Raw genomic sequence first — 14,370 nt, forward strand, 5'->3', positions numbered from 1 at the left:
GACCTCAGGGTACGCGGGGAGAAGCCGACCTTCGTCGCACAGTGGCGTGCCGGCGGTGTGACCGTCTGCGCTGCCGGGTACCGTCTCAGCGATGTCAGAAGCTGCCCCCCAACTCGTCGCCGACCGGTACCGGCTGCTCTCGCCGCTCGGTCAGGGCGGCATGGGTCGGGTATGGAAGGCACGCGACGAGGTGCTGCACCGCGACGTCGCGATCAAGGAGCTGGTTCCGCCGCCGGGCCTGACCAGCGACGAGCGCCGCGAGATGCGCGAACGTTCACTGCGCGAGGCACGCGCCATCGCCCGGCTCAACAACATCAACGTGGTACGCATCTTCGACGTGCTCCGCACCGACGGTGACCCGTGGATCGTCATGGAGTACGTGGCGTCCCGGTCGTTGCAGGACACCATCGCCGAGGACGGTCCGGTGTCATCGGCGCGTGCCGTGGAGATCGGTCTGGGCGTGCTGAACGCGTTGAAGGCCGCACACAAGGCCGGCATCATGCACCGCGACGTCAAGCCCGGCAACGTGTTGCTCGGCACCGACGGTCGGGTGGTGCTGACCGACTTCGGCCTGGCCACGATTCCGGGCGACCCGAACGTCACCCGTACCGGCATGGTGCTCGGCTCGCCCGCGTACATCGCGCCGGAGCGCGCCCGCGACGGCACCTTCGGCCCGGAGGCCGACCTCTGGTCGCTCGGTGCCACCCTGTACGCCGCCGTGGAGGGCAAATCCCCCTTCGCGCGACCCTCGGCGATCAGCACCCTGGCCGCGCTGGCCACCGAGCCGGTGCCTCCGGCCCGTAACGCCGGCCCGCTCAAGCAGGTGCTCGCCGGGCTGCTGCGCAAGGACCCACAGGAGCGGATCACCGCCGAGTCCGCCGAGCGCATGCTGCGCCGGGCCAGCGGCCGCCGGGCCCGGGGCATCTCACTTCTCGACGGCGTACGCCGGCCGGGGCCGAACGGACCGCGCGAGCCGCGCCCACCGCTGGTCCCTGCGCCACGCCCCTCCGGTGAGCGGCCGTCGACCCCGGTAACCCCACCCGCGCCTCGCACGCCACCCACGTCAGGGCTACTGGCCGGTGGTGCGGCGGCAACCGGCGCCGCAGCCGACAGTTCGACAGGTACCCAGCCCGGCTCGGACGCCGACCCGACGACGAAGGTCGCCGGTGCCGATGCCGCGCCGACGGCCAAGGTCGCCGGCGACGATGCCGACCCGACGGCGAAGGTCTCGCCGACCAGCCCGGTGGACACCGCTCCGGACGACCTGGACAGCGGCCGGTCCGGTACCGCCACGTCGAACCCGGCCGGCGAACGGGACACCGCCCTGGCCGCCGCTGCGGGTACCGCCTCGACCGCTGGTGCAGCAGCCGGAGGGCCGGGGGAAGGCACCGCCGACGGGCAGGCCGTGCCCCCGAACGACCACACCGGATCGGACGCCACAGCCGGCGACCGGACCGACCCGAGCCCGACGGGCCCGGGCGTCGACGCGACGGAGACCGGCGTAACGGCTGGCGAGGCTCACCCTGGGGACGCCGCGTCGGCAGGCCCGGCCGCGACGAACACCGACGCCACGGAGAGCACCGGCACCGCAGGCGAGTCCGCCGCAGCGACGCCTACCGCGACGGAGGCCGGCACGGCCGGTGGCGGGGCCGCGCGGGCGGAGCGGCCGGCGGTCGAGGGTACGCGGCGTCCGTCGCAGCCGACCTCGGTCATGCCGGCGGCACCGGTCAGCCCGGCACCGGCACGCGGCCACGTCTTCAAGGCCGGGCAGTTCCGTTCGGAGCGGACCCGGCGTGCGGTGCTCGTCGGTGCCGTGGTCGCGCTGCTGCTACTCGGCGTGGTGGTGGCGATTCCGCTGCTCAACGGTGGCGACGAGGACGGCGGGACTCCGCCGGCCGCGGGCGGCACCAGCAGCGCACCGCCGCCAGCCAGCTCGGAACCGGCCGCCCCGGCGCCGAGCGACCCGCCGGCCAGCCCGTCGGCGTCGTCCAGCCCGTCGGCCTCGCCCAGCCCCTCGAAAACGGCCGGTGGCCTGCCGGAGGGGTGGACGCTGCGGACCGACCCGGTGGGCTTCAAGGTGCCGGTACCCGACGGCTGGCGACGCAGCACCAGCGGCACTTCGGTTATCTACCGGGAGCCGGACGGGGTACGGGAACTGCTCATCGACCGCACCGACACGCCGAAGCGGGACGCCGAAGCCGACTGGCGATCGCAGGAGCCGAACCGGAAGAACCTGGTCCGCAACTACGAGTACATCGACATCTCCTCGTTCGACTGCAAGTGGCGGACCTGCGCCGACTGGGACTGGCGGGAAACCCGCGACGGCACCCGGATCCGGGTCCGTAACCGGGCCTTTGTCCCCGCCAGCAACCGGGGCTTCGCGCTGCGCTGGGAGGTCGCGGACCGCGATTGGGACGAGCAGTTGGAGAACTTCGAGATGATCTTCCGCGAGTTCGTGCCGGACCGTCAGGACTGATCGACAGGCATGGCCTCCGGCCGTCCGGGGTATCTGATCTCCGACGACGGAAGGGAGGCCCGAGATGGGTTACCGAGGAAGGGACGCCCGGCCCCGGCTGGCACTGTGGACGGCCGTGGTGCTGGGCAACGTCGTACTGCTTGTCGCCACTGTCGGGGTCGCGGTGCTGGCGACCATGTTGAGCCTCGTGACGCTCGCCGGGGCCGCGTTCGCCGGCTGGCACCTCACCCGCCGGGGCAGTGTGTCCCGTAGCGCGGGAATGAGCGTGCCGGTCGCGATGACCGCGCGGCGGCGGGCCTGAGATTTCCCGGTGACACCCGGCGCGACGACAGCGGTCCGGGTGCGGCGCGACGGCAGGCTGACGTCCGCTCCGAGCGAAGGACGTCGGCCCGCCGTCGCGGCGTACGTCAGGTGTTGTTGGCCAGGGCGATCAGCCGGCTGCGGTCGCCGTTCCAGTAGTTGCGGTCGACGCCGCCGCTGATGCCGGGGACGCTGCCGGAGTCGGTGTACTGCCAGAAGCTCCAGAACGGCGCGCCGGCCGGCAGCGCGCCGACGGAGGACGACCAGCGGGCCACCCACAGCGGGTGGTTGTTCCACGGCCCGCTCCAGGAACCGGTGCACTGGTTCCAGAAGCTGGTGGTGGTGTAGATGACCGCGTACCGGCCGGTGCGGGATCGGTAGGTGTTGAGGAAGTCCTGCACCCAGTTGCGCATGCCGGTGGTGCTCAGGCCGTAGCAGTAGCCGCCGCTGTACGGGTTCGCCTCCAGGTCCAGCGCGGCAGGCAGGGTGCGGCTGTCGGCGGACCAGGCGCCGCCGTTGGAGGCCAGGAAGTTCGCCTGGACCGCGCCGGAGGAGATGTTGGGCCGGGCGAAGTGGTACGCGCCGCGGATCACTCCCGCGTAGTACGCGTTCACGTAGTTGGTGTTGAAGTTCGGGTCCCGGTAGCTCGTACCCTCGGTGGCCTTGATGAAGGCGAACTGGATGCCGGAGTTGCGGACGCTCGTCCAGTTGATGGTGCCCTGGTAGCGCGAGACGTCGATGCCCGGCACGGTGGCGGCGGCGGCCGGGGTCGCGGTGGCGACGAGCCCGGCGGCGGCGGTGGCGAGTACGGCGAGTGCGGCGGCGGTCAGCCGACGCAGCGATCTGGTCCGACCCATGGCGTCCTCCTGAGACGACTGTCGATAGACAGACATCTTTGAAGGCGATCGTCGGTCAGGGCAAGAGGGATCAAGACAACATTCGATGTACGGGTTGTGGTGGCGACCCACCTGGTCATCAGCGCAGGGTGGCCGGATCCACCTGCCAGCGGAACGGGTCGGTGAGGGTGAGCGTCTCGCCGGCCTTGGCCACCCGTTCCTCGACGTAGTGCCCGTCGTCGAGCCGGTACAGCCGCAGCGACTGGGTGTCGCCGTCCTGCTCGACCAGCAGGTACCAGGGAATCCGGGCGATCGCGTAGAGCTGCATCTTGAGCACCCGGTCAGCGGCGGCGTTACCCGGCGACACGATCTCTCCGACGAGGAAGATCCGGTCCGCGTCAAGCACGGTTCCCTCATCATCGGCATCGGTCACCACGAGGTCGGGGATGACGATGCGGTCGTCGCCCAGCCGAACGTTGATCGCGTCGTATACCAGGAGGCCGCTGCTTTCTGCGGCGGCCTCGATACTGTTCGCCAGCCTCCGGGCCACTCTCTGATGCCTCAGGCTCGGGGCAGGGCTCACGATCAGGCTCCCGTCGAGCAATTCGATCCGGTCACGGGTTTCGCCCATGGCGAGGTATTCGGCCTCCGTCCAGAGGCCGACGTGGGGTTCCAGGGGGGCCGCGCTCACCGGCGTTCACCTCCCGCTCCGATCGCCACCCGGTCAGTCTCACACGATACGACCGGTCGGCCCGGGACCGACACCGGAACGCTCACCCGGCTCGGCGCCGACGGCGGAACGTGGGCGGTAGGCTCCCGCCTCATGGTGTCGATCGAGGGCATGACCGAGTTCTGGGACCGCCTGCTCGGCGCGCAGCCCGATCCGCCTCCGCTGCTGGTGGTGCTCACCGGGCTGGTCGCGCTGCTCGTCGTGGTCACCCGGTTGCCGTGGCGGATCGCCCGCAACGCGATCACCATCGCCCACGAGGGCGGTCACGCGCTTGTCGCCGTACTCACCGGACGCAAGCTGCAGGGCATCCGGCTGCACTCGGACACCTCCGGCCTGACCCTCTCCGCCGGTCGGCCCACCGGCCCCGGCATGGTGCTCACCCTGCTCGCCGGATACCTGGCCCCGCCCCTGGTGGGCCTTGGTGGGGCATGGCTGCTCGCCGGCAACCGGATCACCCTGCTGCTGTGGATCGCGGTGGTCCTGCTGCTGGCCATGCTGGTGATGATCCGCAACCTCTACGGCGCGTTGACTCTGGTGATCGTCGGGGGCGCGGTCCTCGCCGTCTCCTGGTACGCCAGCCCGCAGGTGCAGGCCGCCTTCGCGTGGACCGGGGTGTGGTTCCTGCTGCTCGGCGGCGTACGCCCGGTGGTGGAGTTGCAGCGGTTGCGCGCGCGGCGCGGCATGCCGGCCTCCGACGCCGACCAGTTGGCCGGGATCACCCCGCTGCCGGCGTTCTTCTGGGTGGTCCTCTTCGGTCTGGTCAACCTCGCCGTGCTGGCGGCCGGCGGCCTGATGCTGGCCGGCCCGCTGCTCGCCGAGGCCGGCCTCACCTGATTTCGTCGGCCGGGCGGCAACCTGCCCCACCCTCCGGTGCGTGTGCTCTGTCAGGTACGGGGAGGTGCGGGTGGCGGACGTCGAGGGCTTCGACGAGTTCTACCGGGGCAGCCGGCAGCGGCTGCTCGGGTACGTCTACGTGCTGACCGGTGACCTCACCGAGGCGCAGGACGCCGTGCAGGAGGCGTTCATCCGGGCCTGGCAGCGCTGGTCCAGCGTGGGCAGCTACGACGACCCGGAGGCGTGGGTACGCGTGGTGGCGGCCCGGATCGCGGTCAGCCGCTGGCGCAGTCTGCGCAGCCGGGCCCGGGCCTACCTGCGACACGGCGCGGTCGACAGCGTGCCGGAACCGACCACCGACACCGTCGAGGTGGTCGCCGCCCTGCGCCAGCTCCCCGAGGAACAGCGCGTCGCGATCGCGCTGTACTACCTCGCCGGACTGCCGGTCGCGGAGGTGGCGCGGCAGACCGCGGCCCCCGTCGGCACGGTCAAGGCCCGACTGTCCCGCGGGCGTGCCGCGCTCGCCGGGCTGCTCGCCGTCTCTGATCTTGAGGAGGCTCCCGGTGCCTGACGAGATGCGGTTCCTTGAGCGGATGCACCAGGACCTGCGGGAGGTCCGCTGGGCTGAGCCGGCGGAGCTGCGTAAGCAGGGCACCCGTCGCCGCAGGCGTGCGGCGGTGGGATCGGCCGTCGCCGTGCTGATGGTGGCCGCCGTCTCCGTCGTCGTCACGAAGAATCTCGCCGGACCACCACCGGTGGCCCCGCTGGCCGCGCCGACCACCTCGGTCCCGTCCGCCGAGATCCCCCGGCAGGCCATGGTGCAACCGGGCGACCTCCCCGTCGAGACCGGCCCTCCGCTCGGCCAGTCCGGCCTGGACGAACCGGTGCAGATCGATTACGTGCTGCTCGCCTGTCATCAGCAGCAGGGTCTGAGCGCCGACTGGGAACCGTCGCGCTACTCGCGCTCACAGACACTGCTGCGGGCACCTACCGGGCAGCTCCCGGCCGACGAGGTGTTCAGCCAGGCCGTCTACCGGCTCGCTCCGCAGGTAGCCGACCGCATCTTCGCCCGGATCGATGCGTTGCTCGCCCCGTGCGCGAGCTGGCGGTCCATAGGGGACGTTCTCTGGGACGATCAGGTCGTTGCGGCCGAGGCCGACCATCGGTGGGAGGTGACCGCCCGCGACTTCGTCGGCGATCAGGCGATGGTGATCCAGCACAGCATCACGGAGGTACGGAATCTGGAGACCGGCGAGAGCCGGGATCCGGGCCAGCTTGAACGGACCGCGGTGGTGCGGGTCGGCGACCTGGTCACGGTGCTGGGTCTGGGCCGGGACGGTACGGAACGAGAGCTGCGCCGGCTGGCTGCCGTGGCAGCCGACCGTCTCTGCGTCGCCGCCAACCCGCCGTGCTGACCGGCCCCTGTCGACGCGCTGGCAGGCGGGGAGGGGCCGATCAGCGGCGACTACAGCGGAATGTTGCCGTGCTTCTTGGGCGGTAGCGTCTCCCGCTTGGTCCGCAGCACCCGCAGCGCCCGGACTATCTGGGCACGGGTCTCGTGCGGCGGGATCACCGCGTCGACGTAGCCGCGCTCGGCGGCCACGTACGGGTTGGCGAGGGTGTCCTCGTACTCGGCGATCCGCTCGGCGCGGACCGCGGCCGGATCCTCGGCGGCGGCCAACTCCTGCCGGTAGAGGATGTTCACCGCGCCCTGCGCGCCCATCACCGCGATCTGGGCGGTCGGCCAGGCGAAGTTGAGATCGGCCCCCAGGTGCTTGGAGCCCATCACGTCGTACGCCCCGCCGTACGCCTTGCGGGTGATGACGGTGACCTTCGGGACGGTGGCCTCGGCGTACGCGTAGATGAGCTTGGCGCCCCGGCGGATGATGCCGTCCCACTCCTGGCCGGTGCCGGGTAGGAACCCGGGCACGTCCACGAAGGTGAGCACCGGAATGTTGAAGGCGTCGCAGGTGCGGACGAATCGGGCCGCCTTCTCGCTGGCCGCGATGTCCAGGGTGCCGGCGAAGTGCATCGGCTGGTTGGCCACCACGCCCACCGGCCGGCCCTCGACCCGACCGAAGCCGACCACCATGTTCTGCGCGTAGAGCGGCTGGACCTCCAGGAACTCCCCGTCGTCGAGCACGTGCTCGATCACCCGGTGCATGTCGTACGGCTGGTTGGCCGAGTCGGGGATGACCGTGTCCAGTTCCCGGTCCGCGTCGCTGATCTCCAGGTCGGCCGGTGCGTCGAAGACCGGTGGCTCGTCCAGGTTGTTCGAGGGCAGGTGGGACAGCAGCGCCTTGACGTAGTCGATCGCGTCGGCCTCGTCGGTGGCGAGGTAGTGCGCGTTGCCGCTGCGGCTGTTGTGGGTGCGGGCGCCACCCAGTTCCTCCATGCCGACGTCCTCGCCGGTGACGGTCTTGATGACGTCCGGGCCGGTGATGAACATGTGCGAGGTCTGGTCGACCATCACGGTGAAGTCGGTGACCGCGGGGGAGTAGACCGCGCCACCGGCGCACGGGCCCATGATGAGCGAGATCTGCGGGATGACGCCGCTGGCCCGGACGTTGCGGAAGAAGATCTCGCCGTAGAGGCCGAGTGAGGCCACGCCCTCCTGGATCCGGGCGCCGCCGGAGTCGTTGATGCCGATGACCGGGCAGCCGATCTTCATGGCCAGGTCCATAACCTTGACCATCTTCTCGCCGAAGACCTCGCCGAGGGAGCCGCCGAAGACCGTGAAGTCCTGGGCGAAGACGCATACCTGTCGGCCGTCGATGGTGCCGTACCCGGTGATCACGCCGTCGCCGTACGGGCGGGTCCGGTCCAGCCCGAAGTTTGTGGACCGGTGCCGGGCGAACTCGTCCAGCTCGACGAACGACCCCTCGTCGAGCAGCATCTCGATGCGCTCCCGGGCGGTCTTCTTGCCGCGAGCGTGCTGCTTCTCCACGGCGCGGGCCGACCCGGCGTGCACCGCCTCGTCGACTCGTCTGGCCAGGTCCGCCAGCTTGCCCGCGGTGCTGTGGATGTTGGTCCCGGTCTCGGTAGTCACCCTTGGAATATAACGATGGTTCAGGTCACCGCTGCTGTGCACTTCGCCTCACCGGGCTACCCGTAGGCTGGTGGCGTGCCGGGTTCGCCGTACACCGATCTGGACCGCCCGCCGCTGTCGGCGGCCCGGCTGCGTCGGGCGCTTGTCGCGCCGTACGGTCCGTGGTCCCGGCTGGAGCTGCGGACGGAGACCGGCTCCACAAACGCCGACGTCGCCGAGGCGGCGCGAGCCGGGGAACCGGAGGGCCTGGTCGTGGTGGCCGAGCGGCAGACCGCCGGACGGGGCAGACGCGGGCGGGTCTGGCAGTCGCCGCCGCGCGCCGGCATCGCCACAAGCGTGCTGCTGCGGCCCGGCGAGGCTGTGCCGGCCCGTGGCTGGTCGCCGGCACCACCGGCAGGGTACGGCTGGCTGCCCTTGCTGGCCGGGGTGGCGCTGGTCGAGGCGGTGGCGCTGCTGGCCGAGCTGGATGCCACTCTGAAGTGGCCGAACGACCTGCTCGTCGGGGGTGCCAAGTGCGCCGGGATCCTCGCCGAGGGGGTGCCCGGGCCGGGGCTGAGCGACCCCCCTGCGGTCGTTGTCGGTATCGGGCTGAACGTGACGTTGCGTGCCGACGAACTGCCGGAGCTTCCGAGTGGTCTGCCGGCCACGTCGCTGCAACTGGCCGGCGCGGCCGCCACCGACCGGGATCCGCTGCTGCGGGCCCTGCTGCGCTCGGTCGCCGATTGGTACGCCCGATGGCGTGACGCCGGCGGGGACGCGGTCGCCAGCGGTCTGCGGGAGGCGTACCTGGCGGCATGCGGCACCATCGGCCGCGAGGTCCGCGCCCTGCTCCCCGACGGCACCACCCTCACCGGCACCGCCAGCGGCGTCGACCCCGACGGCCAACTCCTCCTCACCACCCCCACCGGCCAGCGCCCCCTGGCCGCCGCCGACCTCCACCACCTCCGCTGACCACAGCCCACACCCCGCGCGGGGGTTGGGGGTATCGAGCCGCGTGGCGGATGTGGGGCGGTGGGGGTGGGGGGTTACGGTCTGCGCGTCCGTTCCTGCGAGGAGGTTTCCGTGGCGTTCCCCGAAGACGTGCTCAGCGAGGATGAGCACGTCGTGCTGCACCTGCACCCGCACTGGAAGGCGCTTCTCCGGCCGGTGGCGGTGCTGGTGCTCGCCGTCGCCGCAGTGGTGGTCGGCGTGCTGTTCCTCCCCTCGGGCGGGGGCGGTTCCGTGACGCTCGCGGTGATCGGCGGGCTGGCCCTGCTGGCCGTGCTGGTGCTGGCGGTGTGGCCGTACGTCTCCTGGCGCACCACGCACTACCTCTTCACGAACGAGCGGGTCGTGCTTCAGCACGGCGTGTTCTCCCGGGAGCGGCGGGACATCCCGCTGAGCCGGGTCAACGACCACTCGATGAGCCAGCAGTTCGCCGGGCGGGTGCTGGGCTACGGCACCCTCACCATCGAGTCGGCCGGCGAGCGCGGGCAGTCCGTGCTGCACGACGTGCCCAAGGTCGACCGGGTCCAGACGAAGCTCTACGAACTGGTGGAAGCGTTCCACGACCGGCACTCGCTCGGCGACGGTGAACTACGCGAGATTCTCGGCGAGCGGGACAAGAGCGCCGGAGCGTAACCGCCGGGCCCGATCGGCCTGCCCGTACGGGCGACCGGTCAGCGGCGGCGAGGACGGCGGGGGGCCGGGGCGGGCTGCAACTGGGCAGCCAACTCGGCCTCCAGCTCGGCGTCCAACTCCGCGGTCAGTCGGGTCTCCTCGGGCAGCGACGCGGGCCTCGGCTGGAGCGGACGAGGGGTCACGCCGGGCCGGGCTGCGGGCGGCTGCTCCTCCTCCAGTTCCGTCACCGACTCGGCAAGTTCGGCCACCGGGTCCATTCCGGCCATCGTGTCCCACTCGTCGCGGGGCAGGCCGTGCCACCGTTGCGTGGCCTCGACCGGGGCGGCGGGCTGGAAGACGAACGTCCGGTACGACCAGAAGCGGAACAGCGTCGCCAGCACCACGCCACCGGTCTTCGCGATGTTCAGCGCGAGCAACCCGGTGACGCCCAGCCCGTACTTGGCGGCGGCGAGCACGCCGAGTTCGATCAGCAGGCCAGCGCCGTTGAAAAGGAAAAACAGGGCGTATTCCCGCTGCATGGCAGATTTCGGACGATCACGGTACGTCCAGTGCCGATTCATCAGATACGACGTGATCGTGGCAACGATCGTGGCGACGACTGTCGCCTTCAGTTGACCGTCGACGAAAACCGTCAGTGCGAGTGCGTTGAACACGGCGTAATTGATGACCGTGTTGATGCCACCGACCAGGCCGAATTTGAGTGCCTCGTGGATGAACTTCTGCCAGCGCTCAGGCAGCAGACGGACGAGAGGCATGCGCAACACCTTAAGACAGTGGGTCGGGGTCGGCTGGCTCCGACCGAACGAGTGGGCGGCAGGTCACGCCCGGCGGTCCTGGTTCGCTTCCGCGACGGGTGGCGTTCCCGCTTCGACGAAGACGAACCGTCGGTACGACCAGAATCGGAACAGCGTGCCGAACCCGGTGCCAACGATGAAGCTGGCGATGTTGTCGGCCAGCCGGGTCTGGAAGACCGACGGCCAGATGCTGCCGAGCCCGTAGTGGCTGATGGCGAGGCAGGCCACCGCGATGCCCAGCCCCACCGCGTTGAAGAAGAAGAACAGGGCGTACTCCCGGGCCGGGTGGGAGCGCTTGCGGTGCCGCCAGGTCCAGAACCGGTTCCCCAGGAAGGCGAAGGTCGCGGCGATGACCGTCGCGATCGTCTTGGCGGTGATCTGCTCCACGCCCTGTGGGCCGATCAGGTAGTTGAACAGGGCGAAGTCGATGAGGAAGGCGACCCCGCCGACGGTCGCGAACTTGCTCATCTCCCGAACGAGGTGACCAAAACGGTCGATCAGGGAGTGAACCAGACCCGGACGGGTCTGCCGGGAGCCTGGCTCCCCGGTCATCGTGGCGGCCACCGTGCGAGCCTACCGGTTGGCGGCCTCGGGAGCGGGTAGCAACGGGCGTCAGGGTGCACCGGCGCTGCGGCACGGACGGGCACGAACGGAGCGTAACCGGATCGGTGCAATCGGGTGTTGTTAATCGCTGCGGTGCTCCCGGTTGGAAATCGCCGGTGTGGGTGCCGCCAGCAGGAGGTCCACCGAAGGATTTGCGTGAAACTGCGCGTGAAAGCGGGTAAAGGCTCGTGATGCCGCAGCGTGACCGCACCTTGTGCAGTTCTTCACAACCAGTCCCACTGACTGGAGAGGTCCCTCGGTTTACGCTGAGGCCAATCCCAGGTTTCCACGAAGGCGACGCGCATCGCGCCGCCGAGACTCGTGCACTCCATAGACCGGTCAGCGTCGACCACAAGGAGATGTGTCATGGTTGCTCCGGCTACCGTTCGGGGTATCGATCAGGCCCCTACGTCCCACCCGAAACTTCTCGCCTGGGTCCGTGAGGTCGCTGAACTGACCACCCCTGACCAGGTCGTCTGGGTGGACGGGTCCGACCAGGAATGGCGTCGCCTCACCGACGAACTTGTCGAAGCCGGCACGCTCATCCGACTGAACCCCGAGAAGAAGCCCAACTCCTTCTACGCGCGTACCGACCCGACGGACGTCGCCCGGGTCGAGGAGCGCACCTTCATCTGTTCCGTGGACGAAGCGGACGCCGGGCCCACCAACAACTGGATGGCGCCGGCCGAGATGAAGCGGACCATGACGGAGCTCTACCGCGGCTCGATGCGCGGCCGGACGATGTACGTCATCCCGTTCTGCATGGGCCCGGTCGAGGCCGAGAACCCGATGTTCGGCGTCGAGATCACCGACAGCCCGTACGTGGTCGCCTCGATGCGGATCATGACTCGGATGGGCGCCTCCGTCCTTCAGGCCATGGGTGACGACGCCGACTTCGTGCACGCCCTGCACTCGATCGGCGCGCCGCTGGCCCCCGGGCAGCAGGACGTGGCCTGGCCGTGCAACGACACCAAGTACATCTCCCACTTCCCGGAGACCCGCGAGATCTGGTCCTACGGCTCCGGGTACGGCGGAAACTCGCTGCTCGGCAAGAAGTGCTACTCGCTGCGGATCGCCAGCGTGATGGGACGCGACGAGGGCTGGCTCGCCGAGCACATGCTGATCCTGAAGATCACCTCGCCGGAGGGGAAGGTCTACCACATCGCCGGCGCCTTCCCGTCGGCCTGCGGCAAGACCAACCTGGCCATGCTGGAGCCGACCATCCCCGGCTGGAAGGTCGAGACGATCGGCGACGACATCGCCTGGATGCGGTTCGGCCCGGACGGGCGGCTCTACGCGGTCAACCCGGAGTACGGCCTGTTCGGCGTCGCCCCGGGCACCGACTGGAAGACCAACGCCAACGCCATGCGTACGTTGGACCGGGGCAATTCCATCTTCACAAACGTTGCCCTTACCGACGACGGTGACATCTGGTGGGAGGGCATGGGCGAACCGCCGGCCCACCTGATCGACTGGAAGGGCAACGACTGGACGCCGGAGAGCGAGAACCTCTCCTCGCACGCGAACAGCCGCTTCTGCACCCCGATCACCCAGTGCCCGATCCTGGCCGAGGACTACTACGACCCCAACGGCGTACCGATCGACGCGATCCTGTTCGGTGGCCGGCGGCGCGACACCGTACCGCTGGTCACCGAGGCCCGCGACTGGGTGCACGGCGTCTACATGGGCGCCACACTCTCCTCGGAGACCACGGCCGCCGCCTCCGGTGCGGTCGGTGTGGTCCGTCGCGACCCGATGGCGATGCTGCCCTTCATCGGCTACCACGGTGGCGACTACTTCCGGCACTGGATCGAGATGGGTAAGGGTGCCGACGGCGACGAGTCGAAGCTGCCCAAGGTCTACTACGTCAACTGGTTCCGCAAGGATCCGGAGGGCGGTTTCCTCTGGCCGGGCTTCGGCGAGAACTCGCGGGTGCTCAAGTGGATCGTCGAGCGGATCGAGGGCCGGGCGGACGCCGTGGAGACCCCGATCGGCATGGTGCCGACCCTGGACTCCCTGGACGTCGAGGGGCTGGACATGACGCCGGAGGACGTCCGGATCGCGCTGAAGGTGGACCCGGACGAGTGGCGCAACGAGCTGCCGCTGGTCACCGAGTGGTTCGAGAAGTTCGGCGACAAGCTGCCCGGTGTCCTCTGGGCCGAGCTGGACGCCCTGCGGGCTCGACTCGATGCGGAGCAGCCGCAGCAGGGAGTGTGATCGACGACGGATCCGGGCATCATCGGATCCCATGAGGACGGCCGCCGAGACCGAGGTCCGGCGGCCGTCCGCCGTCCGGGCGCTGACCGCACTGTTGGCGGTGACGGCCGCGGCCACCGTCGTGGTCGAGGTGCTCAACTGGTGGTACGCCCCGGAGCAGGGCTTCGGGCTCGCCGTACGCACCGGCTGGGCGATGCTGCGCTCGTTCGGCTTCCTGCTGCTCATCGGGCATGTGCGGCGCGGCCGGACGGTGGCCCGCCCGTTCGGCCTGATCCTCGCCGTCACCACGGTCTTCGCGCTCGGTCGGCTGATCGTGCCCCGCCAGGGCGTACCGCCGCTGCCCGGCCTGCTCGGCTTCGCCCTGCTCACCGCGCTCTGCGCGACAGTTGTCTGGCTGCTGTACCGGTCGCCGGCGCTCGCCGGGCACCTAGTGCGGCACCGCTCCCGGCTGGTGATCGACCGCTCCGGCATCTCCTGGCGGGAAACGCCACCGCGCCGACCGGAGGCGAGCGCCTGGCTGCTGACCGCCCGGGTAGCGGCCTTCACCTACAGCCCGCTGATGCTGGTGCCGGCCCTGGTCGCCACCGCCGCGATCCTGGACGGCCAACTGCTCGCCGTGCCCGCCGTGCTGCTCTGGCTGGGAGCCGGCATCGCGACCAGCTATCTGGTGCTGTTCTGCACGGCGTTCCTCCTCCGCGGCCGGAGTTGGGCGGGCACCCTGCTCATCGTGGTCACCGTCGCTGTGCTCGCCGTGGACCTTCCGTTGTGCTGGTGGCTGCTCGGCCTCGACGGCCTGATCCGCGACGGTGCACCCCTGATCGTCGCCGCCGTGCTCACCGTCTACGGCATCCGCCGCGCCACCCACCCCACCCCCACCTGATCCCTCCCCGCCCCCCTCCGCACCCCCGCGC

At 70.3% G+C, this 14,370-nt stretch carries 13 protein-coding genes and 1 pseudogene; 9 read left to right on the plus strand and 5 right to left on the minus strand.

Going from position 1 to position 14,370, the window contains the following annotated elements:
* Nucleotides 1-91: 91 nt before the first annotated feature.
* Nucleotides 92-1,618 (plus strand): annotated as a pseudogene (locus tag ACN26Z_RS06000) (serine/threonine-protein kinase); the annotation flags it as partial.
* Nucleotides 1,619-2,540: 922 nt separating this feature from the next.
* On the plus strand, nucleotides 2,541-2,777 hold the full coding sequence (locus ACN26Z_RS06005) for a hypothetical protein (RefSeq protein ID WP_282240026.1): 237 nt from the start codon (nucleotides 2,541-2,543) through the stop codon (nucleotides 2,775-2,777).
* Between the two features lie 106 nt (nucleotides 2,778-2,883).
* Here the strand turns inward: ACN26Z_RS06005 and ACN26Z_RS06010 are convergent, their stop codons facing one another.
* Together ACN26Z_RS06010 and ACN26Z_RS06015 are read right to left on the minus strand one after the other, a co-directional pair.
* Nucleotides 2,884-3,633, minus strand: a complete 750-nt coding sequence (locus ACN26Z_RS06010; protein ID WP_204004703.1) for a GH25 family lysozyme — start codon at nucleotides 3,631-3,633, stop codon at nucleotides 2,884-2,886.
* Nucleotides 3,634-3,751: 118 nt separating this feature from the next.
* A complete protein-coding gene (locus ACN26Z_RS06015; RefSeq protein ID WP_232511302.1) occupies nucleotides 3,752-4,303 on the minus strand; it encodes a Uma2 family endonuclease in 552 nt (183 codons plus the stop codon).
* A 132-nt stretch (nucleotides 4,304-4,435) separates the two neighbouring features.
* Here ACN26Z_RS06015 and ACN26Z_RS06020 point away from each other — a divergent pair, with 132 nt between their 5' ends.
* The 3 genes from ACN26Z_RS06020 (at nucleotide 4,436) to ACN26Z_RS06030 (ending at nucleotide 6,591) form a co-directional block, all read left to right on the plus strand.
* Nucleotides 4,436-5,176 carry a M50 family metallopeptidase gene (locus ACN26Z_RS06020; RefSeq protein ID WP_093406278.1) on the plus strand — a complete coding sequence of 247 codons (741 nt, stop codon included), beginning with the start codon at nucleotides 4,436-4,438 and terminating at the stop codon, nucleotides 5,174-5,176.
* A 70-nt stretch (nucleotides 5,177-5,246) separates the two neighbouring features.
* Entirely contained in the window at nucleotides 5,247-5,747 is a 501-nt protein-coding gene (locus ACN26Z_RS06025) for a SigE family RNA polymerase sigma factor (protein ID WP_093406651.1), read from the plus strand.
* Nucleotides 5,740-6,591, plus strand: a complete 852-nt coding sequence (locus ACN26Z_RS06030; RefSeq protein WP_421460181.1) for a hypothetical protein — start codon at nucleotides 5,740-5,742, stop codon at nucleotides 6,589-6,591. The genes ACN26Z_RS06025 and ACN26Z_RS06030 overlap by 8 nt, the downstream gene beginning before the upstream one ends.
* A 50-nt stretch (nucleotides 6,592-6,641) precedes the next feature.
* On the opposite strand, the gene ACN26Z_RS06035 is transcribed toward ACN26Z_RS06030, so the two are convergent.
* Nucleotides 6,642-8,225, minus strand: a complete 1,584-nt coding sequence (locus tag ACN26Z_RS06035; RefSeq protein ID WP_421460182.1) for an acyl-CoA carboxylase subunit beta — start codon at nucleotides 8,223-8,225, stop codon at nucleotides 6,642-6,644.
* A gap of 75 nt (nucleotides 8,226-8,300) precedes the next feature.
* On the opposite strand from ACN26Z_RS06035, the gene ACN26Z_RS06040 reads away from it, so the two are divergent.
* Both ACN26Z_RS06040 and ACN26Z_RS06045 read left to right on the plus strand, forming a co-directional pair.
* A complete protein-coding gene (locus ACN26Z_RS06040; protein WP_282240022.1) occupies nucleotides 8,301-9,176 on the plus strand; it encodes a biotin--[acetyl-CoA-carboxylase] ligase in 876 nt (291 codons plus the stop codon).
* A 111-nt stretch (nucleotides 9,177-9,287) separates the two neighbouring features.
* Complete coding sequence (locus ACN26Z_RS06045) at nucleotides 9,288-9,845, plus strand: PH domain-containing protein (protein ID WP_093406289.1); 558 nt, start codon at nucleotides 9,288-9,290, stop codon at nucleotides 9,843-9,845.
* 38 nt (nucleotides 9,846-9,883) lie between these two features.
* Here ACN26Z_RS06045 and ACN26Z_RS06050 read toward each other — a convergent pair whose 3' ends face one another.
* Nucleotides 9,884-10,600, minus strand: a complete 717-nt coding sequence (locus ACN26Z_RS06050) for a GtrA family protein (RefSeq protein ID WP_093406292.1) — start codon at nucleotides 10,598-10,600, stop codon at nucleotides 9,884-9,886.
* Between the two features lie 63 nt (nucleotides 10,601-10,663).
* Entirely contained in the window at nucleotides 10,664-11,191 is a 528-nt protein-coding gene (locus ACN26Z_RS06055; protein WP_093406654.1) for a GtrA family protein, read from the minus strand.
* A gap of 417 nt (nucleotides 11,192-11,608) precedes the next feature.
* Between ACN26Z_RS06055 and ACN26Z_RS06060 the strand changes: the two genes are divergently transcribed.
* Nucleotides 11,609-13,459 carry a phosphoenolpyruvate carboxykinase (GTP) gene (locus ACN26Z_RS06060; RefSeq protein WP_093406294.1) on the plus strand — a complete coding sequence of 617 codons (1,851 nt, stop codon included), beginning with the start codon at nucleotides 11,609-11,611 and terminating at the stop codon, nucleotides 13,457-13,459.
* 31 nt (nucleotides 13,460-13,490) lie between these two features.
* Nucleotides 13,491-14,339, plus strand: a complete 849-nt coding sequence (locus ACN26Z_RS06065) for a hypothetical protein (protein WP_421460185.1) — start codon at nucleotides 13,491-13,493, stop codon at nucleotides 14,337-14,339.
* Nucleotides 14,340-14,370: the final 31 nt, after the last annotated feature.

The organism is Verrucosispora sp. WMMD703 (genome assembly GCF_049178935.1).
GTDB classification, from domain to species: Bacteria; Actinomycetota; Actinomycetes; order Mycobacteriales; family Micromonosporaceae; genus Micromonospora; species Micromonospora sediminimaris.

What these genes read in the sequence shown, in the direction of transcription:
- ACN26Z_RS06005 (WP_282240026.1), top strand. Translation starts at nt 2,541, where the DNA reads ATGGGTTACCGAGGAAGGGACGCCCGGCCCCGGCTGGCACTGTGGACG.
- ACN26Z_RS06050 (WP_093406292.1), bottom strand. Translation starts at nt 10,600, where the DNA reads ATGCCTCTCGTCCGTCTGCTGCCTGAGCGCTGGCAGAAGTTCATCCAC.
- ACN26Z_RS06010 (WP_204004703.1), bottom strand. Translation starts at nt 3,633, where the DNA reads ATGGGTCGGACCAGATCGCTGCGTCGGCTGACCGCCGCCGCACTCGCC.
- ACN26Z_RS06060 (WP_093406294.1), top strand. Translation starts at nt 11,609, where the DNA reads ATGGTTGCTCCGGCTACCGTTCGGGGTATCGATCAGGCCCCTACGTCC.
- ACN26Z_RS06055 (WP_093406654.1), bottom strand. Translation starts at nt 11,191, where the DNA reads ATGACCGGGGAGCCAGGCTCCCGGCAGACCCGTCCGGGTCTGGTTCAC.
- ACN26Z_RS06065 (WP_421460185.1), top strand. Translation starts at nt 13,491, where the DNA reads ATGAGGACGGCCGCCGAGACCGAGGTCCGGCGGCCGTCCGCCGTCCGG.
- ACN26Z_RS06020 (WP_093406278.1), top strand. Translation starts at nt 4,436, where the DNA reads ATGGTGTCGATCGAGGGCATGACCGAGTTCTGGGACCGCCTGCTCGGC.